Source organism: Streptomyces sp. NPDC020780, from assembly GCF_044334475.1.
Lineage (GTDB): Bacteria > Actinomycetota > Actinomycetes > Streptomycetales > Streptomycetaceae > Streptomyces.
The window spans coordinates 41,415-64,135 of record NZ_JBIRTB010000014.1 but is presented as its reverse complement, the minus strand read 5'-3'; the positions used below and the strand labels follow the sequence as shown (position 1 = coordinate 64,135).

25 protein-coding genes, 1 tRNA gene and 2 pseudogenes are annotated in these 22,721 nt (G+C 71.6%); 13 read left to right on the top strand and 15 right to left on the bottom strand.

Annotated features, from left to right (window positions below):
* Positions 1–33: 33 nt before the first annotated feature.
* A complete protein-coding gene (locus ACH4VO_RS25090) occupies positions 34–435 on the top strand; it encodes a gas vesicle protein K (protein ID WP_360996944.1) in 402 nt (133 codons plus the stop codon).
* A 63-nt stretch (positions 436–498) separates the two neighbouring features.
* Positions 499–960, top strand: a complete 462-nt coding sequence (locus ACH4VO_RS25085; protein WP_360996942.1) for a hypothetical protein — start codon at positions 499–501, stop codon at positions 958–960.
* Positions 961–1,175: 215 nt separating this feature from the next.
* On the opposite strand, the gene ACH4VO_RS25080 is transcribed toward ACH4VO_RS25085, so the two are convergent.
* The 3 genes and pseudogenes from ACH4VO_RS25080 to ACH4VO_RS25070 form a co-directional block, all read right to left on the bottom strand.
* On the bottom strand, positions 1,176–1,370 hold the full coding sequence (locus ACH4VO_RS25080; RefSeq protein WP_360996940.1) for a DUF2795 domain-containing protein: 195 nt from the start codon (positions 1,368–1,370) through the stop codon (positions 1,176–1,178).
* Positions 1,371–1,441: 71 nt separating this feature from the next.
* Positions 1,442–2,278 (bottom strand): zinc-binding dehydrogenase, encoded by an 837-nt coding sequence (locus tag ACH4VO_RS25075; protein WP_360996939.1) that lies wholly within the window; start codon positions 2,276–2,278, stop codon positions 1,442–1,444.
* 67 nt (positions 2,279–2,345) lie between these two features.
* Positions 2,346–2,732 (bottom strand): annotated as a pseudogene (locus tag ACH4VO_RS25070) (alcohol dehydrogenase catalytic domain-containing protein); the annotation flags it as partial.
* A 438-nt stretch (positions 2,733–3,170) separates the two neighbouring features.
* Between ACH4VO_RS25070 and ACH4VO_RS25065 the strand changes: the two are divergent.
* The 4 genes from ACH4VO_RS25065 (at position 3,171) to ACH4VO_RS25050 (ending at position 6,649) form a co-directional block, all read left to right on the top strand.
* On the top strand, positions 3,171–5,111 hold the full coding sequence (locus ACH4VO_RS25065; protein WP_360996937.1) for an ATP-binding protein: 1,941 nt from the start codon (positions 3,171–3,173) through the stop codon (positions 5,109–5,111).
* 131 nt (positions 5,112–5,242) lie between these two features.
* Positions 5,243–5,677 carry a roadblock/LC7 domain-containing protein gene (locus ACH4VO_RS25060; protein WP_360996935.1) on the top strand — a complete coding sequence of 145 codons (435 nt, stop codon included), beginning with the start codon at positions 5,243–5,245 and terminating at the stop codon, positions 5,675–5,677.
* A gap of 2 nt (positions 5,678–5,679) precedes the next feature.
* The gene (locus tag ACH4VO_RS25055; protein ID WP_360996934.1) at positions 5,680–6,051 is read left to right on the top strand and encodes a DUF742 domain-containing protein; all 372 of its coding nucleotides are present in this window, start codon (positions 5,680–5,682) and stop codon (positions 6,049–6,051) included.
* Positions 6,029–6,649: an ATP/GTP-binding protein gene (locus tag ACH4VO_RS25050; RefSeq protein ID WP_360996932.1), complete on the top strand. Its 621-nt coding sequence runs from the start codon at positions 6,029–6,031 to the stop codon at positions 6,647–6,649. Before ACH4VO_RS25055 ends, ACH4VO_RS25050 begins: the two co-directional genes overlap by 23 nt.
* 181 nt (positions 6,650–6,830) lie before the next feature.
* Here the strand turns inward: ACH4VO_RS25050 and ACH4VO_RS25045 are convergent, their stop codons facing one another.
* Positions 6,831–7,556 carry a TetR/AcrR family transcriptional regulator gene (locus ACH4VO_RS25045; protein ID WP_360996930.1) on the bottom strand — a complete coding sequence of 242 codons (726 nt, stop codon included), beginning with the start codon at positions 7,554–7,556 and terminating at the stop codon, positions 6,831–6,833.
* A 192-nt stretch (positions 7,557–7,748) separates the two neighbouring features.
* Between ACH4VO_RS25045 and ACH4VO_RS25040 the strand changes: the two genes are divergently transcribed.
* On the top strand, positions 7,749–8,714 hold the full coding sequence (locus tag ACH4VO_RS25040; protein WP_360996928.1) for an NAD-dependent epimerase/dehydratase family protein: 966 nt from the start codon (positions 7,749–7,751) through the stop codon (positions 8,712–8,714).
* Positions 8,715–8,867: 153 nt separating this feature from the next.
* A tRNA-Pro gene (locus tag ACH4VO_RS25035) sits at positions 8,868–8,941 on the top strand.
* A gap of 266 nt (positions 8,942–9,207) precedes the next feature.
* Here ACH4VO_RS25035 and ACH4VO_RS25030 read toward each other — a convergent pair.
* From ACH4VO_RS25030 to ACH4VO_RS24985, 10 genes and pseudogenes are all read right to left on the bottom strand, one after another.
* A complete protein-coding gene (locus ACH4VO_RS25030; RefSeq protein ID WP_360996927.1) occupies positions 9,208–9,585 on the bottom strand; it encodes a DUF488 family protein in 378 nt (125 codons plus the stop codon).
* 759 nt (positions 9,586–10,344) lie between these two features.
* Positions 10,345–11,223 (bottom strand): SDR family NAD(P)-dependent oxidoreductase, encoded by an 879-nt coding sequence (locus ACH4VO_RS25025; protein ID WP_360996925.1) that lies wholly within the window; start codon positions 11,221–11,223, stop codon positions 10,345–10,347.
* 220 nt (positions 11,224–11,443) lie between these two features.
* A complete protein-coding gene (locus ACH4VO_RS25020; protein WP_360996923.1) occupies positions 11,444–11,623 on the bottom strand; it encodes a hypothetical protein in 180 nt (59 codons plus the stop codon).
* Positions 11,620–11,778, bottom strand: a complete 159-nt coding sequence (locus tag ACH4VO_RS25015) for a hypothetical protein (RefSeq protein ID WP_360996922.1) — start codon at positions 11,776–11,778, stop codon at positions 11,620–11,622. The genes ACH4VO_RS25020 and ACH4VO_RS25015 overlap by 4 nt, the downstream gene beginning before the upstream one ends.
* 172 nt (positions 11,779–11,950) lie before the next feature.
* Positions 11,951–12,106, bottom strand: a pseudogene (locus tag ACH4VO_RS25010) (SDR family NAD(P)-dependent oxidoreductase); the annotation flags it as partial.
* A gap of 63 nt (positions 12,107–12,169) precedes the next feature.
* Complete coding sequence (locus ACH4VO_RS25005) at positions 12,170–13,465, bottom strand: amidohydrolase (RefSeq protein WP_360996920.1); 1,296 nt, start codon at positions 13,463–13,465, stop codon at positions 12,170–12,172.
* 46 nt (positions 13,466–13,511) lie between these two features.
* Positions 13,512–14,297 carry a TRIC cation channel family protein gene (locus ACH4VO_RS25000; protein ID WP_360996918.1) on the bottom strand — a complete coding sequence of 262 codons (786 nt, stop codon included), beginning with the start codon at positions 14,295–14,297 and terminating at the stop codon, positions 13,512–13,514.
* 224 nt (positions 14,298–14,521) lie between these two features.
* The gene (locus ACH4VO_RS24995; RefSeq protein WP_360996916.1) at positions 14,522–15,076 is read right to left on the bottom strand and encodes a YceI family protein; all 555 of its coding nucleotides are present in this window, start codon (positions 15,074–15,076) and stop codon (positions 14,522–14,524) included.
* A gap of 379 nt (positions 15,077–15,455) precedes the next feature.
* On the bottom strand, positions 15,456–16,379 hold the full coding sequence (locus tag ACH4VO_RS24990; RefSeq protein ID WP_360996970.1) for a M48 family metalloprotease: 924 nt from the start codon (positions 16,377–16,379) through the stop codon (positions 15,456–15,458).
* Between the two features lie 8 nt (positions 16,380–16,387).
* Complete coding sequence (locus ACH4VO_RS24985) at positions 16,388–16,759, bottom strand: BlaI/MecI/CopY family transcriptional regulator (protein ID WP_360996914.1); 372 nt, start codon at positions 16,757–16,759, stop codon at positions 16,388–16,390.
* Between the two features lie 187 nt (positions 16,760–16,946).
* On the opposite strand from ACH4VO_RS24985, the gene ACH4VO_RS24980 reads away from it, so the two are divergent.
* Positions 16,947–17,561 (top strand): phosphatase PAP2 family protein, encoded by a 615-nt coding sequence (locus tag ACH4VO_RS24980; RefSeq protein WP_360996913.1) that lies wholly within the window; start codon positions 16,947–16,949, stop codon positions 17,559–17,561.
* 235 nt (positions 17,562–17,796) lie between these two features.
* Here ACH4VO_RS24980 and ACH4VO_RS24975 read toward each other — a convergent pair whose 3' ends face one another.
* A complete protein-coding gene (locus tag ACH4VO_RS24975) occupies positions 17,797–18,678 on the bottom strand; it encodes a DUF2510 domain-containing protein (RefSeq protein WP_360996911.1) in 882 nt (293 codons plus the stop codon).
* Positions 18,679–18,871: 193 nt separating this feature from the next.
* Between ACH4VO_RS24975 and ACH4VO_RS24970 the strand changes: the two genes are divergently transcribed.
* From ACH4VO_RS24970 to ACH4VO_RS24955, 4 genes are all read left to right on the top strand, one after another.
* Complete coding sequence (locus tag ACH4VO_RS24970; protein WP_360996910.1) at positions 18,872–19,603, top strand: FCD domain-containing protein; 732 nt, start codon at positions 18,872–18,874, stop codon at positions 19,601–19,603.
* Between the two features lie 149 nt (positions 19,604–19,752).
* A complete protein-coding gene (locus tag ACH4VO_RS24965; RefSeq protein WP_360996908.1) occupies positions 19,753–20,520 on the top strand; it encodes a (Fe-S)-binding protein in 768 nt (255 codons plus the stop codon).
* Positions 20,517–22,058, top strand: coding sequence for a lactate utilization protein B (locus tag ACH4VO_RS24960; protein WP_360996907.1), 1,542 nt, complete (start codon positions 20,517–20,519; stop codon positions 22,056–22,058). The genes ACH4VO_RS24965 and ACH4VO_RS24960 overlap by 4 nt, the downstream gene beginning before the upstream one ends.
* Positions 22,055–22,690 (top strand): LUD domain-containing protein, encoded by a 636-nt coding sequence (locus tag ACH4VO_RS24955; protein WP_360996905.1) that lies wholly within the window; start codon positions 22,055–22,057, stop codon positions 22,688–22,690. Before ACH4VO_RS24960 ends, ACH4VO_RS24955 begins: the two co-directional genes overlap by 4 nt.
* Positions 22,691–22,721: the final 31 nt, after the last annotated feature.

Here is a 22,721-nt window from a genome sequence, read left to right as displayed (position 1 = left end):
CCACGGACGCGCCGACGAGCGAGGAGACAGCGCATGAACGACACGGAGGGACCGGGCCCCCGGGGGGCCGATCTGCACGAGGTGGCGCACGCGGCAGCGCGTGCTTTCGACCTCGTCCCCGCGGGACCCGGGGAGCGGAAGACGCAGAACGCCGCCACCCGGCGGCTGGAGACCGATCCGGACACGGTGGAACGCGATCTCATCAAACTGGTGCTGACCATCGTGGAATTGTTGCGCCAGCTCATGGAACGTACCGCGCTGCACAGGGTCGACCAAGGCGATCTGGGTGAGGATCAGGAAGAACGCATCGGTCTGACGCTGATGATTCTCCAGGACCGGATGACGGAACTGTGCGAGCGTTATGGCCTGACCATGGACGACCTGAATCTCGATCTGGGGCCTTTGGGCTCCCTGCTGCCCCGCGACGCAGCCTGAAACAATCGGCACAAGAGTTAATTCCCCTTGTTTCAGCCGGGATCGAGCGGCAACACGCAGACCATGACTGCAGAGAACGAAGACACGAAGAACGCGAACGGCGCCACGGAGAAGAACGGTGCGGGTACCAAGGCAGCCGCTGCCAAGGGTCGGCGCACCACCGCTTCGGCCGGGAGCAGCGCCAAGGCGGACTCGGCGGTCGCAGCCTCGAAGGCCACGGAATCGGCCGAGGAAGCAGGCAAGGCCGCCCGGTCCGTGCAGTCCGGAGTCCGCTCCGCGGGGGAGGCGACGAAGCGCGCCGCGGCCGCCGGGTGGGACACCGGACAGCAGACCGTCAGGTCCACGGCGGGCAAGGTCGCCTCGACCGCCACCACCGCGTGGACCGTCGTCAAGAACCGCAAGGCGATAGCGGCGGGCGCCACCGCGGGTGCCGTCGGCCTCGTCGGGGGCGCCTTCGCTCTCGGCCGCCAGACGGCCAAGGTCCACGGTGGGCCGATCACCCGGCTCACCGGCGGACGGATCTGACCGCACCGCGACGGACGGGCGGTATCGACGGAGGGCCGGCAGGGGCACTGCCGGCCCTCCGTCGGGTACGGGGGCGGACGCCCGGACAAGGACGCGCTCACCGATGACCGGCGCGCACCTCGCTCGGGGCGGGCGCGGGCAGGCACCCGCGCACCGGCCGTGCGTCGGCGGCCCGAACGGCCCGTGTCTGCGCACGGACGTCCGTGCTCCGGCCGTCAGCTGTCGCTGAACACGGCCTTCTGCACGTCGTTCGGCCCGTCGAAGCGGGCCCTCTTCGCGTGGGAGAGCCTGTCGACGAAGGCGTCGTCGGCGCCGTTGTCCCGGGCCACCGCCACCAGGTCGTCCCGGGCGGCGGGGTACTCGGCTCCCTTGAGTGCCTTCTGCAGCTCGATGGGGTTCGTGTCGGTCATGACGGAGCTCCTTCTGCTCGGTGGGTGATGTCGCACACGGAGAGGTCCGCGGGCGGTGGTGGAGGAACCGGTCAGGTGGTTGCCGGGCCACCGGCCGTCCCGGCGGTGGTCGCCGTACCCGTTCCGGCGGACTCGCCCAGGCCCGGCGCGACGGCACCGGTGCCGCCGAGCCCCAGTGCCACCTTCGTCCACCCCGCCTCGCGGCGGTCGAACGACTCGTAGGCGTCGAGCGCGTCCTGGGTGCCCGCCCAGCGGGTGATCAACGGGGTGGGGTCGAGTGCGCCGGAGGCGACCAGCGAAACGAGGCGGGGCACGTAGCGGCGGTGGTTGCAATTGCCCATGCGCAGCGTGAGGTTCTTCATGAAGGCCTCACCGAACGGGTAGCTCTCGACCTGCGGCGGATACACACCGATCGTTCCGACGGTCCCCGCCTTGGCGACCAGTGCGACCGCCCAGCCTGCCGCCTGTGACGGGGCGTCGCCGGGCACCCAGGTGCCGTCGTGCGGCCGCTGCCGGGGAGCGATGTCGTCCTGCTCCCCGGCGAACTGCTCGCCGTCTCGGGCCGCAGGGCCGCTCTTCGGCCGTTCCGCGTCCACGCCCACCGCGTCGATGACCCGGTCGACCCCGATGCCGCCCGTCATGTCGACCACGGTCTCCACCGGGTCCTCGGCGTTGAAGTCGACGGTCTCGGCGTGCTGGCGCCTCGCCAGGTCGAGCCGGTCGGCGATGCCGTCGACGACGATGATCCGCCCGGCGCCCTGGATACGGGCACACGCCACGGCGGCCTGCCCCACCGCCCCCGCGCCGAGGACCGCGACGGTGTCGCCGCTGCTCACACCGGCGAGCCGGGCGCCGAACCAGGCCGTGGGGCAGATGTCCGACAGCAGGATCGCCTGCGCGTCGTCCACGCTTGTCCGGCAGGGGCACGAGCCCGACATGGGCGAACGGTACGCGGGCATACTCGGCCTGGAGCCCGTCCAGACCACCCGCCGCCTCGGGCCCTCCGAAAAAGACGGTCCCCGCCCGCCGACCGCCCGGATTGGCGTTGTCGCACTGCGCGTAGTACCCCGCCCTGCAGTAGCTGCACACTCCGCAGGCCACGGTGGAGGGCACGACCACGCGGTCGCCGGGGGTCAGGTTACGCACCCCGGGGCCGGTCTCCTCGACCACCCCGACCGCCTCGTGGCCCAGGATCCGGCCCTCCTTCATACCGGGCATCGTGCCCCGCACGAAGTGCAGATCGGTTCCGCAGATGGCTGAGGCCGTGATGCGGACGATCGCGTCGTACGGTTCCTGGATCTTCGGTTCAGGGACGTCGTCCAACCGGATGTCACCGACGTCGTGCCAGACAATGGCCTTCATGGGTCTCCCTCCGGGGATGTCTCACGACACGCCGTCCGGGTACCCGCCCTCGAACCGGTAAACAGATGAATGTCCGGCTCGTTCTCTTTGTGCGGGCGTCCCGCGTTGCCCCCCGGCCTGCCGGGTCCGCTGGGCGGAACGGCCCGTCGCCGCAGGCGTGGTTCGTACGTACAGGCGAGATGCGGACTCCTGCGCCAAGAGACCGACGCGGGTATTCGGCTGCCTGTGCGAGGCCTCATACCGGAGCAGGACGCCGGACGGGCAACTTCGGCAACTGCGCGCCAGGCAGGGGTGATCCGCGACTACCGTGGGTTGCCGGTGATCAACGGTGGGCTCATATCGGTCGGGTCTGCCAAGCCGTTGACCCGGGCCTGACCGACCACCGTAGGCGCACCGGACGAAAGCCGATTCCCGGTGTCCCGCGTACCGAGGACGATGATGTCTCAACTTCGCGCACCCTCCGCGCGACCGGAACGCCGCGAAGGCGGGCGGCACGGCCGCCCGGCGGGCCGTGCGCACTCGGCCGCAGGCCGGCCGCGCTCCGCACCGCCCGCCCCCGACGCCCGCCTGCGGCAACAGGTGCTGCGCACAGCCCTCCTGCCGGTCGCCACCGCCGTGCTGAGCGGGGTCGCGGCCGTCGTCTTCACCGTGCGGTTCGCCGGTGTCCGTCCGTCGGGCAGCCTCCTGGCGGCGCTCAGCGGCTCCGCGGCGCTGGCCGTCGCCGCAGTGGGCGCGGCCTTCCTCGGAGCCAACCGGGCCGCCGCCGGCGTGCTCGACCGCTGCCTGGCCCTCCGGCGCACCAGCGTCCGGTACGCCGCCGACCTGGAACGGGTCGTCGACCAGCTCCGTGAGGGCGAACCCGTGCCGCCCGCGGCGTCCAGGCCGCCCACCGCCCCCGGCGAAGACCCCTTCGACCTGCTCGCCCAGGACATGGGCCGGGCACAGGACGGGGCCGTGGCAGCCGTCGTCCGGGCGTCCCAGCTGTTCAGGAGCGCCGGGAACGAACAGAAGGTCGAAGTCTTCGTCAACCTGGCGCGGCGCCTGCAATCCCTCGTGCACCGGGAGATCCAGATCCTCGACGAACTGGAGCACCAGGTCGAGGATCCCGACCTGCTCAAGGGCCTCTTCCACGTCGACCACCTCGCGACCCGCATCCGCCGGCACGCCGAGAACCTCGCGGTCCTCGGCGGTGCCGTCTCCCGGCGGCAGTGGAGCAGTCCGGTGACCGTGACGGAGGTGCTGCGCTCGGCGATCGCCGAGGTCGAGCAGTATCCGAGGGTCAAGCTGGTGCCCCCGCTCGACGGCACGCTGCGCGGCCACGCTGTCGCCGACGTGATCCACCTGCTCGCCGAACTCGTCGAGAACGCGACCGTGTTCTCCGCCCCCCACACCCAGGTGCTGCTGCGGGCGCAACGCGTGACCGCCGGACTCGCCCTGGAGGTCGAGGACCGCGGACTGGGCATGCCCGGCCCCGAGCAGAAGCGGATGAACGACATCCTGTCCGACCCCGACCAGGTCAACGTGGCCCATCTGCTGCAGGACGGCAGAATCGGCCTGTTCGTCGTCGCGTCGCTGGCCCGCAGGCACGGCATCGCCGTACGGCTCCAGAGCAACATCTACGGCGGAACGCAGGCGGTGCTCGTACTTCCGCAGATCCTCCTGGGCATCGACACCGAGGGCCAGGACCATCCCGGGGCGGTGCCCGCCCCGCGCCCTTCCGCCGCGCACCCTTCCGCCCCGCACCCGGACGCGCCGCCCCCTCCGCCGCATCAGCCCGCGCTCGGGCACGACCGGCCCGGCGGACAGACCCGGCGGCAGGACGAGGCACCGCCCCCGCTGCCGCTGCGCGCCGAACGTGTCGACCGGCCGAACCCCGCCGCTGCTATGCCGTCCAGCAGGCCGGCCGCCGGCGCCGCAGCCGGCGTCGACGGTCCGGCGGCGGCCGGGGACGGTGACCCGGAGCCGAGGGGCGCGTCCCCGGCCCGCCCGCAGCTTCCCCGCCGCAGCAACCAGGAGCATCTGGTTCCCCAGCTCAGGCAGGCCCCCGCCCCGCGGGTGGAAGACGGGAACGCCCTGCACGACCCCGGCCTGCTGGCCGCCTTCCGGAGGGGCGTCGACCTCGCCGAGGCCCAGTCGGCGGATGACCCGGGGGCGGCGTCCCCGTACGACCCGGCCTCAGCCCCGCCGCGGCAGGCGGCGCCGAGTGCCGCCGCCGGTACGGCGACGGGTGACGGGCCCCCGGTGCCCGTCGGGGCGCCGCGCAGCCACGGCCTCGTCCCGCTGCCGGTCCGTGGCCCCGCCACCACGGCGGGACCGGGCGGCCCCCCGGGGCCGCGGCTGCCCGGCCAGGACCCGGCCAGGGGACCGGGGGAGCCGTGAACGGAGCGAGCCGTGCGAACCGAGCCGGCCCCTGGCGGGGAGTGGCCCGGACGACCGCTCCGCCCGGCCCGGAATGCCCGGCCCCGGCCTCCCGCCCCATCGATCGAATCACCCCAAGGAGTAGATGCACCATGACGAGCGAAATGCCGTCCGCTCAGGTCTCGGACCTCGACTGGCTGCTGAGCGGACTGGTACAGCGCGTTCCCCACACGCGCAGCGCGGTTCTGCTCTCGGCCGACGGCCTGGTGAAGTCCGTGCACGGCATGGACGCCGACAGCGCCGACCACATGGCGGCGCTCGCCGCCGGCCTGTACTCCCTCGGCCGCAGTGCCGGCGCCCGCTTCGGCGACAACGGTGACGTGCGGCAGGTCGTCGTCGAGCTGGACTCGACGCTCCTGTTCGTGTCGACCGCCGGATCGGGAACCTGCCTCGCCGTCCTCGCCGGCCGGGAGGCGGATGCCGCCGTTCTCGGCTACGAGATGGCCATGCTGGTCAAGAGCGTCCGCCCCTATCTGATGACGCCGCTCCGGCAGCCGGCCGGAGCGGCGTTCACGCCGGGGCTGTGAGGATGGCGGCCCCGCAGGAAGGGCCGTTGCTCGACGACGAGGCCGGCCGGCTCGTCCGCCCGTACACCGTGAGCAACGGCCGGACGAGGCCGACGACCGAGCTCGACCTGCTCTCCCTGGTGATGGCCACGGGGAGCCGGCCCCAGGTTCCCCTCGGGCCCGAACACACCGTGGCCTTGGAGCTGTGCGAGGGCCCCACCTCGGTGGCCGAGATCGCCGCCCAGCTCCGGCTGCCCGTGGTCGTCACCAAGGTCCTCCTCTCCGACCTGGTCGACTGCGGCGCGGTCACCGCCCACGCCCCCGCCTTCCACGACATGCCCACCGACCGATCCCTGCTGGAGGCAGTGCTCGATGGTCTACGACGACAGCTCTGACAGCGCCGGAAGCTCCGAGCACTTCCCCGTGGCCCTCAAAGTCCTGGTGGCGGGCGGGTTCGGCGTCGGGAAAACGACGTTCGTGGGGGCCGTCAGCGAGATCGCCCCGCTGAGCACCGAGGAACTCCTGACCCAGGTCAGCGCGGCGACCGACAACCTCGAAGGCATCGAGTCCAAGACGGCGACCACCGTGGCCATGGACTTCGGCCGGATCACGCTCTCCGAGCAGCACGTGCTGTACCTCTTCGGGACGCCCGGCCAGGAGCGCTTCTGGTTCATGTGGGATGAACTCTCCAAAGGCGCGCTCGGTGCCGTGGTGCTGGCCGACACACGACGGCTGGCGCAATGCTTCCCCGCCGTGGACTTCTTCGAGCGCCGGGGCATCGGATTCATCGTCGCGGTCAACGAGTTCGACGGCGCCTACCGCTACGGACCGGACGAGGTACGGGCGGCCCTCGACCTCATGCCCGACGTGCCGGTCGTCCTGTGCGACGCCCGGATCGCCAGCTCCGGAACGGGGGCACTGGTCACCCTCGTCCAGCACCTCATCAACGCCACGGCACCGGCACCGCTGTCGGGCTCCGGAGTTCCCCCGTGATCCCTTACGGGATCGGGCATCCGCTGCTCCCACCCGTCGACCGGGACGGGCCCCGATGAGGCGCCCGGCTGCGCAGGCTCGGCCTGGTGGTCGGGCACATCGACCGGCGTGAGGTCTTCCGCGCCTGAGCGGGCGCCGGCCTGCGGCCGGGCTCGGCCCCTCGGACAGCCTGCCCGGCTGCTCAGGACAGCGCGAAGGAGTCCGCCAGGAGACTCAACTGGGCGGTGAGCAGTGTGCCGCCGCTGTGCCCCATCCCGGCGAACTGCCCCGCCGCCTCCAGACCAACCGAGCCGTGCAACTGCGCCCATACGAGGACGGCTCCGGCCAGGGCTGCCGCGGGCCGTAGCGGATCACGCGCGGAATCCGGTACGTAGTGGGCCACCCATGCGGCCACCGCGTCGTCGCCCGCGTGCCAGGCCGCCATCTCCGTCACGAGGCCGGTGAGCCCCGCGCCGGGTTCCCCGGCCGCGAACACCGTAAGGAACGGCCCGAGAACTGCGCGGGCGCGTCCCCGCGTGTCGTCCGGGGCGACATACCCGGGGGCCGGCGCGCCCTGGATCAGCAGATAGCGGTGCGGCTCCGCGACCGCCCAGGCCCGGTAGGCACCGGCCAGGGTGCCCAGCCGTGCCCGAGGGCCCTGCGCGGCGGCGTCGGCCTCCACCACGGCCTGCGTGACGGCTGCCGCGGCGTCGTCGTACGCGTCCCTGATCAGGGCGCTCAGCAGGTCTTCCCGGCTGGCGAAGTACCGGTAGAGAGCGGGGCCCGAAAGCCCCATCTCCTTGGCGATCCTGGTCAGCGCGAGTGCGGCCACGCCCGATTCGGCCAGCTGTCGCAGGGCGGTGTCCTTGATCTCCGACCGGGTCTGCTCCCGGTACCGGGCCCGTGGGCTGTCCTTGGTGCGGTCCACCGGGGTGACTCCTTCGTCCGGGTACGGAGGCGCGACGCTAGCTGCATTCACTTCAGTTACGGAGTCTAACAAGAAGGCTTGCGAGGGTTCGTAAGTCTAGTTATGGTCTCTAACAGAAGTAAGAAGCCGTACGTAGACCTTCGGCGGCAGCCGCCCGCGCCGCCGTCACCTCCTCACCCAAAGGGGTCAGTCATGACTGACGCACCCGCCCTTCACGCCGTCCTCGGCGCCGGACCCGCCGGCACCGCCCTCGCCCGCGAACTCGTCACGCGGGGCCATCGCGTCCGGCTGGTCGACCGGAAGGCGGCAGGGCCGGTGATGGAGGGGGCCACCCGCTTCGCGGCCGACGTGTCGACGCCGGCGGGGGCCCGCTCCGCCGTCGAGGGTGCGGCCGTCGTGTACCACTGCGTCAACGTCGACTATCACCTGCAGGTCGAGGTCATGCCCCGCATACAGGAGGCCGTCGTGGACGCGGTGGCTTCGGCCGGCGCCCGGCTCGTCGTCCTGGACACCCTCTACCCGTACGGTGAGACGCACGGCGCCGTGATGACCGAGCGGACCCCGTGGAACGCGACCAGCCGCAAGGGGCTGATGTGGGCGGAACTGGATGCCCGATACCTCGCCGCCCACGCGGAGGGCAGGCTCCGCGTCGTACTGGGCCGTTCCGCCGACTTCGTCGGCCCCGGTGTCCTCAACTCCACGCTGGGTGGCGCGGTCTTCCCCGCGGCACTTACCGGGGGCGAGGTCCCGGCCCTCGGCGACATCGACCTGCCGCACAGCTACACGTACATCGGCGACGTCGCCACCGGACTCGCCACCCTCGGGGAGCACCCGGGAGGTGACGGGCGGGTGTGGCACCTGCCCACGGCCCCGGCACTCACCACGCGCCGCATCCTCTCGATGATCGAGGAGCGCGTCGGGCGCCCCCTGGATGTCACCGTCGTGCCCAAGCCGCAACCCTTCGGCCCGTTCGACGAGGTGTTCATGGCGGAGTACGCCGAGATGTTCTATCAGCACACCGAAGGGCAGACGGTCGACTCGTCGGACATCGAGGAGGCGTTCGGGCTGAACCCCACGCCGCTGGCCGAAACCCTGGACGCCACCCTCCTCTGGTACGGAGAGTTCCTCGCCGCCCACGCCAGGCGGGGCGACCGCTGACACCACGGTGTGAACCTCGCGGGGTACGGCTCCCGCCCCGGCGCCGAGCGTGTGCGCGGCCGGTCCGGCAAACGGGTTCGTGACCACCCTTCCAAGTGCGGTATTGTTCTCATGCGCGTTCAGCCAGGGGAAAGCCCCAGGTCAGACGGGCAGCGGGACGTGGCGCAGCTTGGTAGCGCACTTGACTGGGGGTCAAGGGGTCGCAGGTTCAAATCCTGTCGTCCCGACTGGAGAAAGTCGCAGTTCAGGGCCGGTTTCGGAGAAATCCGAAACCGGCCCTTGACTGTCCCTGAGGACCCGTGGGGGACCAGCGCGCTTGACCGGCGTCAGCGGGTGAGAGCGCCGCCGAGCCGTCGGGACGCCGCGACACACGCTCCGGAGCCGAGCAGGTCGCGGCGTCGAACGCCGCGTCGGCGTGCGCCTTCGGCACGGGCACGGTGTGACCGTCGGGTGTGGTGCCGGTCGGGGCGTCCGCCCCTCGACCCTGCCGGCGTCAGCTCCGGAGCAACTCGGCGAGGACTTCGGCTTCGCTGATTTCGGGCTGTTTGGTCGCGGTGAGCAGCGTCAGCGTCCGGCCCTGCGCCAGTTCGCGGAGGTGCGCCAGCGCCTCGGCACGCTCCGGATCGTCCAGCTCGCTGCGGTAGCGGCGGCCGAATTCCTCGAAGCGGTCCGGATCGTGGTGGTACCACGTGCGCAGCTGCGTGGACGGGGCGACCTGCTTGCACCACTCGTCCAAGTCGGCCTTGGCCTTGGTCAGCCCTCGTGGCCAGATCCGGTCGACCAGCACTCGCGTGCCGTCCCCCCGCGCCGGCTCCTCGTATGCCCTCCGCACCTGTACCTTGTGCTTCGCAGTCACCAGCGGCCTCCTCATGGTCCTTCCACGCGGCGTCCTACGCCTGCGGCCCACGCTGCGCTCCCCTCCTGCTGGGGCCGCGGGCGTTCACGGGGAGCGCCTACGGCGCTGGCTGCGCCGACCACTCAGGGCGCTCCTCCCTTCGGGAGGCTGCCCTCCGCGGCAAAGGCATGCCCCGCGGTTGACAGCCCGGAGAGCGACGCCCAGTGACCGGCGATGTACGTCACGGGCGTGCCACTCGCGGAGCTTGCTCGCCGCAATCATCGACACTCGGCAGTCGCACCTGGCCCGACGGCGCGAGTGCACCTTCCAGCCTGCCCCCGCCGGCCCGCAGACACCAGCGCACGGACCCTGCCTGCTCACCGCCCGGTCCCAGGCCGACCGCGATCACATGGCGGCAAGCGGTACGGGCGGAGGATCGAGATCCGGAAGGTACCCGCGGCACGGAGGCCGGAATCGCGCGGGCGGAGCCCTTCGGGCGAAGACGCACGCCCTCCCCGCCGACGGATCGCCCTCCGGACCTACCTCGATCAGCACGAGATCCCCGCCCGAAGTCCTGGCACACCCTGGGCACCTGCCCCCGGCAACTCCAAGAGCCCCGACAGAGTCGAGCAAAGGGCTGTCCCGCACTTCCCGGTAGATCAGCGCGCGGCGTCAGATACGGCGCATCGCACGCCGCAGGGATGTCCGCATACCGGATTGCATATGGACCCGCTGACAACGCGGCGAGGCGCCGTGGCTGTCGTCGCGCGCCCGCCGGCGAGTGTGGGGCAGCCCTCAGGCAGTGATGGTTGCACTGTCGCCTGCGGTCACGGCGAATGAGGCGCCGCTCACCATCCGGGCGTCCTCCGAGGCAAGGAACACGACGACAGGTGCTACATCAGCGGGTTCGATCCACGGCACACCAAGTGGGCTCTTTGTCGTAAGCAGATGCTTGGCCGTCGCTACGTCCTGGTGGGGGTCTCCGCTCGAGTGGCCCCCGGCGGTGCTGATCGCTTGGGCGTAGCGGTCCTCGTGCCTGGTCAGAGGTGTGTCGATCAATCCGGGGATGAGGGCGTTGACGGTGATTCCATGCGAGCCCAGCTCGAGGGCGGCGGACTTCACCAGCCCGATCAGTGCCCACTTGGAGGCCGAGTAGGCGGCTCCGTTCAGCGTGCCGTGCTGGCCCTGGGTCGAAGAGGTGACGATGATCCGCCCCGCGCCGCGGTGCACCAGCAGGGGGGCGAAGACCCGCAGCATATTCGCGGTGCCGTTGAGGTTCACCTCGATTTGGTCCTGCCAGTCTGCGTCGTTCATCTCCAACAGCGGCTTGAACGCCTGAATTCCGGCGTTGGCGAAGACGATGTCCACGCCGCCGAACTCGTGCTCGATCCGGTCGGCGGCGGCTCGGATCGCGTCGATGTCGCGTTGGTCGGCTTCGATGGCGAGCCACCTGCCGCCCGCCTGCCGCACCAAGTCGCCGGTGTGCGCAAGATCCTGGGTGGTTGCGGGCGGGTAGTCCAGGATCGGGCTCACCGGTCCGGCAATGTCGATACCTGCGATCCAGATGCCCTGGCGCGCGAGGGCGAGCGAAGCATGCCGCCCGATGCCCCTGGCCGCGCCGGTAACTACCGCGACCCTCGTCCCGGTGTGCCGACCTGGAGGTTGGTCCGTCATGCCACTCATCCCTGATCCCTGATCGCTGCGGCGAGGCCCGCGTGCCCGGCGGTGGCTCCAGTGTCGTGCCGCGAGCGCCTACCGGCGAGCGCGGCACGCGGGCCGTGGGCGGTGAACAGCTGACGCGCGGTGCTGGAGCGGACCCCGGCCTTCCGCACACAGCCACGACGCCCGTGGTGCGGCCGACAGACCGCGTGCACTCCCGGCGCACCGGCGTGCGCTACGTGGGCCCGCCGTGCTCGCCCGCAGCCAGATCGCGTCTGAGCCGCCGGGGGACCGCATCTGACAGGACCGCTGCGCCCGCGTCGTCGTCACGTAGCACCGTGATGACGACGGACGCGCCGGAGACTGCGTCGCCCAGGGCCTCCGCTGCCGCGACCCCGGCGGCACGCTGCGTCACCAGGCGGACCGCCTCCTTGCCGGGTCCACGATGTACTTCACCACCTGGACGCCCAGGGCGTCGGCGGTGACCTCGTCCTGGCTGCGACCAGTGGCCTCTGCCCGGTCCCGCGGTACCCGCCGGATGTGCTCGCCGTCGACCACGCCCGGGGCCATCGCGTTGACCCGGACACCGGCCTCTCCGAGTTCCCGGGCAACTGTCTCGCTGCCCCGGGGAGTCCGCGTTCGGTGGTGGCGTACCGACTTCGCTTCGGACAGCCGAAGCGTCCGCCCACCGAAGACACGCTGATGATGACACCCGCGTCGGCCTGTGTCAGGAACGGGATGGTCACTCGCGTGACGTTGAACGTCCCGTGAGGTTGACCGCGAGGACCGCGTCCCACTGACCGGAGTCCATCTTCTCGTCCGAGGCTGTCGGCCCGGGAATGCCGGCATTGTCGACGAGTGCGTCGATAGCGCCGAGTGCGTCCGCAGCGGTCCGGGCAAACGCCTCGACCGGCCCTGGCCGACCCGGCCGGGAGTCCGTGGCGTCGCTGGGTGCGCCGGTTCAGGGGCGTTCGTCGTCGGGGTTGGCGAGCCGGGTCAGCGAGGCGACGACCAGGGCCTGCACGCCGGTGTCCAGCGTGGGCTGGAGCACCGGTGCGAAGCGGGCGCTGTGATTGACCGGGACATCCTGGGCGACGGTGCCGCGTTCCTCGGCCGCCCGGTAGGTTTCGGGGTCGATGCAGCCGATGCCCCAGTAGGTGTACGGGATGCCGAAGGCGTCCGGGATCCGGCTGAAGTCCTCGCTGGCACTCTGCAGCCGGCTGGTGTGGGCCCGCTCCCCGAAGTACGCGGTGAAGGCGGCCGAGACCTCACGGGTGACGGCGCCGTCGTTGACGGTCGGGGGGAAGCGGCCGCCTTCCTCGTACTGCGGGTCCCGGGTCGCGCGGGACGCGTCGCACTCCGCTTTGACGACGCGTCGCACGGCGGCCAGAACGTCTTTACGGGTGCCCTCGTCGTAGGTGCGCACATTGAGCTGGATCTCGGCCGAATCAGGGATCACATTGCCGGTCGTACCCGCGTGGACGGAACCCACCGTCAGCACTGCGGGCTGAGTGGCGGCCAGCTCCCGGGAGATGATCGTCTGGAGGCGGACCACGATCATCGAAGCCATGACTACCGGGTCGATCGCGGCCTGTGGAGCGGAGCCGTGGGCTCCCCTCCCGTGGACGGTGATCTTCAGGTTGTCCGCCGCCGAGAGGAAGGATCCGGAGCGGGTGCCCAGGTGTCCGGAGGGATAGGGCAGTACGTGCTGGGCGAGTGCGAGGTCCGGGCGGGGAATGAGGTCGGCGAGACCGTCGGCGAGCATGCGGTCGGCACCGTCCCCCGGTTCTTCCGCCGGCTGGAACAACGCGACGAGTGTGCCCCGCCACGACTGCGGGGAGGCCGCCATCAGCCGGGCCGCGCCCAGCAGGCACGTGACATGCATGTCGTGGCCGCACGCGTGTGCCACGGGCACGTCCCGACCGGATGTGTCCGTGGCTGTCACCGCGCTGGCATACGGCAGACCGGTCTCCTCCCGGACCGGCAGGGCGTCCATGTCGGCCCGCAGCAGGAGGACGGGTCCGTCGCCGTTGGCCAACACGCCGACCACGCCGGTGCCGCCGACACCCTCGTGGACCAGGTAGCCCCAGTCCGTCAGGCGCTGTGCCACGCGGGCCGCGGTCCGGTGTTCCTGGTGACCGAGCTCAGGATGGGCGTGCAGATCCCTGTAGAAGTCCTCCAGCTCGGAACGGATGTCCGCCAGTCCGGCCAGGACATCGTCCGCACGGACTTTCCGGCCCGTGGATTCGTTGCTCATCACCGTTGCCTGCCAACTCCTCTCCTACGGTTCTTGGTCTGACAGGTCATGATTCCCGGTGCCGGGAGATTCTCGGCTGCCAGTCGCGGCCGCCCGGCAGCTTCCAACCCCAGGTGAGTGCGGCTATCCGCAGCGCGGTGCCGCCAGTGATGCCGACCACGATGCCGAGGGTGGGTACGCCGAGCCAGATGCAGAACACCGTCACCACGCTGACCTGCGCCGCTACGGTGGCGTACAGGGGGGAGCCGCCGAAGACACCAGGGGTGCGGCCCAGCAGCAGGTCTCGAACGATCCCGCCACCGACCGCCGTGATGATGCCCAGGAGCACGGCGGGCAGCCAGCCCAGGCCGGTGGCGAGGGTCTTCTGCGCCCCGGCGACCGCCCAGACGCTGATCGCCACACCGTCGAGCAGGTTGAAGGCCGGACCGGAGGTGTGCCGACTTAGGTCGAGTACGAACGCCAGCACGGTCCCGGCGACAGCGGTCGTCAGATACGTGTAGTCGGTCAGGGCCACCGGGGTACCGTGCTGCAGCAAGGTGTCACGAATGACCCCGCCGCCCAGGCCGGAGACCACGCCGATCGTGAGGAACCCGAACAGGTCCAGACGGCGGCCCCGTGCCAGCACTCCGCCGAGCACTCCGTTGACGAAGACCCCCGTCAGGTCCAGCGCCCGCGTCACCTCAGCCACCTTCTCCGGTGACAACCAGCCGCTCACGTACCACCACCTCCCGTACGCGTCCGGCCCCGGTGCCTGCCGCCCACTGGCCCGTCCCGCTTCGGCCACCTTGTCCTTGTCGACTCCGGCGAACACGATGATGTCGATGGCCACCATCCGCATCGCCACGCGGACGGCGCTGGAGTACGGCCCTCGGTCCCCGGCTCCCTGGAAAATCCCTGGACCATGTCGCAGGGCTTCGGGACGGCGATGGCGCCGAGGCAGCGGCTGGTCCAGATGACTGTGAAGGCTGGGGCGAGCGTGGCGCGGCTGACGGCCGGCCCCCTCTCAGCCGCCACGCAGGCGGAGAGCCCCTCGCAGCCTCGCCGTCGCCCGTACCGTCAGGCCTGCTTGATCGCGGAAATGTCGAACTCCAGTACCACCTTGTCTCCCACCAGAACACCGCCGCCCTCGAGAGCGGCGTTCCACGTCAGGCCGTACTCCTTGCGGCTGACGGTGACGGCGCCCTCGAAGCCGACCCGCTGGTTACCGAAGGGGTCCTGGGCAGCGCCGGTGTACTCGAAGTCGATACTGATCGGCTTGCCGGCGCCCTTGATCGTCAGGTCTCCGGTCAGCCGGAAGTGGGTGTCGTCCACCTGCTCGGCCTTGGTGGAGGCAAAGGTGATCTCGGGGTGGTGGGGGACGCCCAGGAAATCGTTCGTACGCAGGTGCCCGTCGCGGTCGCCGTTGCCGGTGTCGATGCTGTCGGCCTGGATGGTCACCGAAGCCCTCGACCTGGCCGGATCGGACCCGTCCAAGTGAAGGGTGCCCTCGAACTCGTGGAACGATCCACGCACCTTGGTGATCATCGCGTGCCGTGCGACGAAACCGATCCGGGTATGTACGGGGTCCAGAACATACGTACCGGTCAGGTCGGCGAGAGGGGCCGTGGTCACAGGGTGCTCCTTCAGGTCACGCGGAAGTGGGCCCCTCACGCTAGGCCGGACGGGCACCCCGGAGGGCGGGGCCACGCCCGGTCCAGCCCCGGGTCATTCCGATGGGTCAGGCCGTGTTTCGACCGTAGCGCCGCCTGCCCGAAGGGCAGGCCCGGGTGCGTCCGGTGCGTCCGGTGCGTGCGATCGCAAGGCGGAGGGTCGTCCCTATAAGTATGTGAACGTTCCGGCAACGCGGCGAGGTGCCGTAGCTGTTGTCGCGCGCCCGCCGTGAATCGGCCGTGGTTTGCGGGACAGCCCAGCCGCCGTGAACGCTCTGCTGAACCGCTGGCTGGCCGCCGACTGCGACCGCTTCGGGACCCCGGGAGGACGTCGGCGCCGCTCAGCGGCGTACCTCGCCCTGGGCCACCTCGACCTGATGGTGTACGCCGAGCACGGCGGTGGTCGTGGCGCCGGCCGAGAGCAGGGCGCCGACGGCCAGGGCCACGGCGAGGGCCGCGCGGGGGCGGCCCCGGCCGGGGGTGAGCAGCGCGGCGACGCGGCGCGGCACGGGCCCGGTCGTGGCCCCGGGGGCGAAGGCCGGGCGGGTGGACGGTGCGGTGCTCCCGGCGAGCGCGGCACGGGCGATGGCACGGGCCGTGAGGCCGCGGTCGCCGACCGCGGTGGCGGCTGCCTCGTCGGCGGCGCGTTCGGCGGCGAACCGGATGTCGGCCCGCAGAGCGCGCAGCGCGGGGTGGCAGTGTGCGGTGAGTTCGGCGACGGCCAGGAAGTAGTGGTGCCCGGCGCTGTTGTGGGCGCGTTCGTGGGCGAAGAGGGCCTGGCGTTCGGTCGCGTCGAGACTGCGCAGCATCGCGGTCGTGACGACGATGCGGTGCGGGCGGCCGGGAAGGGCGTACGCGTCGGGGTGGGGCGACTCCACGACGCAGAGGTCGCCCGCGGTCGGGCGCCGGTTCGCCTGGGCGCGGGCGACGCGGAACGCACCGAGCTGGCGCAGGGCGGACCGGCCGAGCGTGCAGGCACTGAGCGTGAGTGCTCCGGTGGCCAGTGCGGCGGCGGGCAGGGCCGGCAGGCCCGACGGGGTGGGCAGCGGGTGGATCAGGTCGCCGAGGGCCGCGAAGAGCGGTAGTTCGAGCAGTCCCGTCAGGACCAGGGAGCCCAGCGCGATCGTGCACGACGCAGCCAGGGCCAGCGCGCACGAGGTGAGGGCCCAGAGGGCGGGGGCCGGGGCGAGCCGGTCCAGGATGTGCCGGGCGAGCGGCGGCGCCGCGAACGGCAGCAGCAGCGGCACGAGGAGAAGGGCGAGCAGCGGGAGGGTCACCGGCCGTCGGCCTCCAGGAGCCGGCGCAGCAGATCCTCGTCGCCGGGCTCGAGCTGCGCGAAGAAGCGGGCCAGGACGGTCTCGCGGTCGGTGTCCCGGTCCAGCTCGGTGTGCATCCGGCGCGCGGTCAGGCCCGGGGCGTCCTGTACGGGGAAGTAGGCGTAACCGCGTCCCTGCCGCACCCGGCCGGTCGTGCCCTTCTCGTGGAGCCGGGAGAGGATCGTGGTCACCGTCGTGCGGGCGAGTCCGGAGGCGAGCGCCTCCTGCACCCGGCCCGGCGTGAGCGGCTCGTCCGCGGCCCACAGGGCGGCCATCACAGCGGCTTCCAGCTCGCCGGCCGGCCTGCGTTCGTCCAACGCGTCGGTCATGGGGCGATCCTCATCCCGTCATCGTCTACAGTGTGGTAGACGGTCTACATTACTGTAGTCGTCGGCTGTCGTGAGCGGGGTGCCCACCCGGGCCTCCGCTCCGCCGAGGCGAAGGAATTCCCCTCGTCCCGCTCGCCGTCCCGCTGCTGCGGTCATGCCGGAGCCACACGACCGAGGAGGCCCGCGGATGCATCCGCGTACGACTCTCGCCCTCGACGGACCCTCCATCGACGGCTCCGCCTACCGTGACGTGGTGGATCTGGCCGGGCGCGCGCCCGGCTGGCTCGACGACGTCGTGACCGCCTGGTCCGCGTACGGGCTCGTCCTGCTCGCCGTGCTGATGGTCGTGGTGTGGTGGCGGGCGCGGCGGGCCGATGCCGAGGCCGCGGTCGAGGCCCTCGCCGTGCCGGTGGTGGTGGTCGTGGCGTATGTCCTGAACGACGTGCTGAAGACGCTGGTCCACGAGATCCGGCCGTGCCGCAGCCTGCACCTCGTCACCCTGGAGGCGTGCCCGGCGCCCGGTGACTGGTCCTTCCCGAGCAATCACGCGGCGATCGCGGCTGCGGCGGCGGTTGCCCTGCTGTTCGTCTCCCGGCGGATCGGAGCGGTCGCCGTCGTGGCGGCCTGCGCCATGGGGGCGTCCCGGGTCTGGGTCGGTGCGCACTATCCGCACGACGTGGCCGTGGGGATGCTGGTGGGGGCCGTCACCGGCGCCCTGCTGATGGCCGGCGTTCGCCGGTGGCACCGGCCGCTGGTCCAGCGGCTGACGGCGACGCGGCTGCGTCCGCTGCTGGTGGCGTGACGCGCAGGGCGCCCGCGACGGCCGCGCCCGGGTCTCCGCGTTCCTCCGGTCACCTCCGCCTCCGAGGGGCGCCCGGCGGCGGCAGGTGCGACCCGGCGTCGGCCCGGCGGCGTCCGGAGCGGGCCGCGCGGGGCCACGGGAACGCGGAGTGATCACGTCCCCGGGCCCGGACGGGGGCCGTACCGGAACGTTCCGGTACGGCCCCCGTCCGCACGCGGTGCGCACGTCCGGCCGGTCAGGCGGTCTCGCCGGTACCCGTTCCCGCCGCCGCCTTGATGCCCTCGGTGATGTCGTCCAGGACGGAGAGCTTCGGGGCCTTGACGTTGATGTCGAAGCCGGAGCGGACGACGACCAGCATGCCCTCGATGCGGGGGGAGGGGAACGCGAGCGACTCCACGTATCCGTCGTCGCCCTCCTTCGTCACCACCTTCCAGCGCACCACGTAGCCCTTCTGCCCGGCCACCGTCACGGCCTTGGACCTGAGCTGCTCGTGCGAGGTGATCCCGCCGTAGATCTTCTCGCCGTACGACTCCTCGGCGTTGGCCTTGATGTCGGCCTCGGCCGCTGCCTTCGCCGTGGTCTGCGTGACCTTCAGGGCCTGCGCCGGGGCGGAGAACACCCCACCGCGCACGCACTTCTGGGCCTCGTCGCCGGGACAGGCGTATTCGCCGGTCGTCACGCCGGCACCGACCGGTCCCGACTGGCCCTTCCAGCCGTCGGGGACGGGGATGCTGATGCCGCTGGCCATGTCGGTGGCGTACCCCTCCTCGACGGGCGGCATCTCCTGGCCGGGCTCCTGGCCGCCGCCTCCGTCCTGGTCGCCGCCCCCGGGCGCGCCCTGGCGGTCGGGGCTCTGCGAGGGGGTGGTGGCCGCCGAGGTGCCGTTCCGGTCGCCGGAGCCGTCCCCCAGCATGTAGGCGCCGCCGCCGACGGCCGCGAGCAGGACGACACCGGCGGCGATGCCGGCGCCGATCCGTATCCGCCGGCGTCGTACGGTCGCGGGCGGTATGCGCAGATGTTCGGTCCACCGGCTCCCGTCCCACCAGCGTTCCTGCGCGGGGCCGATTCCTGAATACCCGGGGTCTGGATGCCAACCGGGCGGGCTCGTCTGGGTCACGACAGCACCGTAGGCCCACTCGGTGAGAATCGTATAAACGTTCCGGGTGTTCGTCATCATGTTCCGGGCGGTACGACACGTGTGCCGGGACCGGCCGACGGGCACCTCGCGCCCTTTAGGTGCCTTTGGTCCGACCACACACCGTGTGTGACATAGTCGGGCCATGCGTATCACCCTGAGCGGGGAGTAGCGGATGCCTGTCGAGTGGCAACCCGTACGTCAGTCCCGTACGCACGAACTCGTGCTCCGCACCATCGAGGAACGGGTCTTCGCCGGCGAACTGAAGGCGGGGGACCGGCTGCCGCCCGAGCGGGAGCTCGCGCCGGTGCTCGGCGTCAGCCGTTCGGCGCTGCGCGAGGCGCTGCGGGTCCTGGAGACCATCGGCGTCCTGGTCGCGCAGCCCGGCCGGGGGCCCGACTCGGGGGCGCGGATCGTGCGCAACCCGGACGACGCCCTGGGGCGCCTGCTGCGCCTGCACTTCGCGCTCGGCAGCTACAGCCTGCACGACGTGCTGGAGGCGCGCGTCGTCCTCGAACGCTCGAGCTGGGAGGCGGCCGCGCGGCACGCGTCGGACGAGGACCTCGACGCGGCCGGGGAGCTGGTCCGGCGGATGGGTGAACCAGGTGTGGGGGTGGCCGAGTTCAACGACCTCGACACCCGCTTCCACGTACTCGTCGCCCGGAGTTCGGGCAACGCGCTGACCTCCACGCTCACCTCCGCGGTGCGCGAGTCCGTCCGTCCGCTGATCCTGCGGGCCCTCGAGGAGACCGAGGACTGGCCGGCCGCCGCGGGCGCGCTCAACACCCAGCACGCGCTGCTCCTGGGACTCGTTCGCGAGGGGCGGGGCGGCGAGGCGGCCGACCTGGCCGAGCAGCACATCCGGGGGCTGCACGGAACGCTGGTCGACGGGAACGACGGCCGATAGCGGACACCGCCCGAGGGGGCGGGGGACGGTGCGCACGCACCGTCCCCCGCCCCTTTTCCATGTCCGGGTTCAGGCCGGCCGGTGCGCCCATGGCGTCCCCTACGGACGGAGGCTAGTATGGTCGGACCATAACGACCCGGGGAGGCCCCATGCGCATCGGACTCTTCGCCACCTGTCTGGGAGACACGCTCTTCCCCGAGGCGGTGAGATCCACCGCGCTGCTGCTCGCCCGCCTGGGCCACGAGGTGGTGTTCCCGCCGGACCAGACCTGCTGCGGCCAGATGCACGTCAACACCGGTTACCAACGTGAACCCGTTCCCCTCGTACGGAACTTCGCGGAGCAGTTCGGGGACGCCTCCATCGAGGCGGTCGTCATGCCGTCCGGCTCCTGCGCGGGCTCCGTGCGACACCAGCACGAGATCATCGCCGCCCGGTACGGGGACGCCGCGCTGCGCTCCGGGGTGGCCACCGTCAAGGCCAAGACGTACGAGCTCTCCGAACTCCTCGTGGACGTCCTCGGCGTGACCCAGGTCGGCGCGTACTTCCCGCACCGGGTCACCTACCACCCCACCTGCCACTCGCTGCGCATGCTCCGGGTCGGTGAGAAGCCCCTGAAGCTCCTGCGCGCCGTCGAGTCGATCGACCTCGTCGAACTTCCGGAGGCCGACTCCTGCTGCGGCTTCGGCGGCACCTTCGCCGTCAAGAACGCGGAGACGTCCACCGCGATGCTCCAGGACAAGATGCGCAACGTCTGCGGCACGGGGGCCGACGTGTGCACGGCAGGCGACTCCTCCTGCCTCATGCACATCGGCGGCGGGCTCTCCCGCATCAGGTCCGGTACGCGCACCCTGCACCTCGCCCAGATCCTCGGGTCCACCCGGACCACGCCGTACGCCCTCACGGAGGCCGCCCGATGAGCACCTTCCTCGGCATGCCCGCCCCACCGCCCCGCTCCCCGTACGGGACGGGCAACCTGCGCGGCGACCGGAAGTTCCCCGCAGCCGCCCACGACGAACTGCGCAACGGCCAGCTGCGCCGCAACCTCGGCAAGGCCACCCGCACCATCCGGGGCAAACGCCTCCACGTCACCGGGGAACTCCCCGACTGGGAGGCACTGCGGGACGCCGGATCGGCCATCAAGACCGACACGATGAACCGCCTGCCCGAACTCCTGGAACAACTGGAGCGGAAGGTCACCGAGCGCGGCGGCACCGTCCACTGGGCCCGCGACGGCGATGAGGCCAACGACATCGTCGCCCGGCTGGTCAGGGCGACGGGCAGCAGCGACGTCATCAAGGTCAAGTCCATGGCCACCCAGGAGACCGGCCTCAACGAGCACCTCGAATCCGTCGGCATCACCCCCTACGAGACCGACCTCGCCGAGCTCATCGTCCAGCTCGCCGACGACAGGCCCTCCCACATCCTCGTCCCCGCGATCCACCGCAACCGGGACGAAATCCGGCAGATCTTCCTCGACGAGATCCCGGGGGTCGACCCGCGGCTCGACAACGCGCCCGCGCACCTCGCCGCCGCGGCACGCGCCTACCTGCGCGAGAAGTTCATGACGACCCGGGTGGCCGTCTCCGGAGCCAACTTCGGGATCGCCGAGACCGGCACCCTGTCCGTCGTCGAGTCCGAGGGCAACGGCCGCATGTGCCTGACCCTGCCCGACACGCTCATCACCGTCATGGGCATCGAGAAGGTCCTCCCGCGCTACCAGGACCTGGAGGTCTTCCTCCAACTGCTCCCGCGCTCCTCGACCGGCGAGCGGATGAACCCGTACACCTCGCTGTGGACCGGTGTGACCCCCGGCGACGGACCGCAGGACTTCCACCTGGTCCTCCTCGACAACGGCCGCACCGCCGCGCTCGCCGACACGATCGGCCGTGCGGCGCTCAACTGCATCCGCTGCTCGGCCTGCCTCAACGTCTGCCCCGTCTACGAACGGGCCGGCGGGCACGCGTACGGGTCCACGTACCCCGGACCGATCGGCGCGGTCCTCACCCCTCAGCTCGCCGGGATGCACGCCGCGAAGAACGACCCCAACAGCTCGCTGCCGTACGCCTCCAGCCTCTGCGGCGCCTGCTTCGACGCCTGCCCCGTCAAGATCGACATCCCGTCGATGCTCGTCGAGCTACGCCACCAGAACACCGAACAGTCCGGCACCACGACCGAGAAACTGGCCATGAAGGCCGCGGCCACCGTCATGAGGAAACCGAAGCTGTACGCGGCTGCCCAGAAGGCCGCCGCCCTCGGCCGGGTCGTGGGCGGACGCGACGGCACCATCGCGCACCTGCCCGCCCCCTTCAGCGGCTGGAGCGACAGCCGGGACACCGCCGCCCCTCCGAAACAGTCCTTCCGCGCCTGGCTGGCATCCGCAGAAGGCGCCGCGACGATGCGCGCCGCCGCCGAAGAGGGCGCCCGTCACACCGACGACCACCAGGAGGAGCAGTGACCACCAGCGCCCGCGACACGGTCCTGGGCCGGATCAGGGACGCCCTGGCCCTCGCGCCCCCGCCCGACACGGTGGTCCCCCGGGCCTACCGCACCGGCCGCACCCTGCCCGACGGCGAACGCCTCGCCCTCCTGACCGACCGGCTCGTCGACTACAAGGCCCAGGTCCACCCCTGCACCGCGGACCGCACGGCCGAAGTGATCGCCGGGATCCTGCGCGAACGCGGCGCCCTGCGCATCGGGGTACCGGCCGGGCTGGAGGAGCACTGGCTCGCGGCGTACGACGGAGAGGTCCGACGGGATTCGGCGGAGATTCCCGCCCCCAGCCTCGACGCACTGGACGGCGTTGTGACCGGCTCGGCCGTCACCTGTGCCGAGACCGGCACCATCTTCCTGGACGGGTCGCCCGACCAGGGCCGGCGTGCCCTTTCTCTCGTCCCCGACCTGCACGTGTGCGTGGTCGACCTGTCCTCGGTCGTGGCAGGTGTCCCGGAGGCGATCGCCCGGCTGGTCCCGGAGAGGCCGACGACCCTGATCAGCGGGCCCTCGGCCACCTCCGACATCGAACTGGAACGGGTGGAGGGCGTCCACGGCCCCCGCACCCTCGCGGTGGTGGTCCGCACCGACGCGTAGAGGGGACCGGTCCTGCCCCGCCGGACAGCCC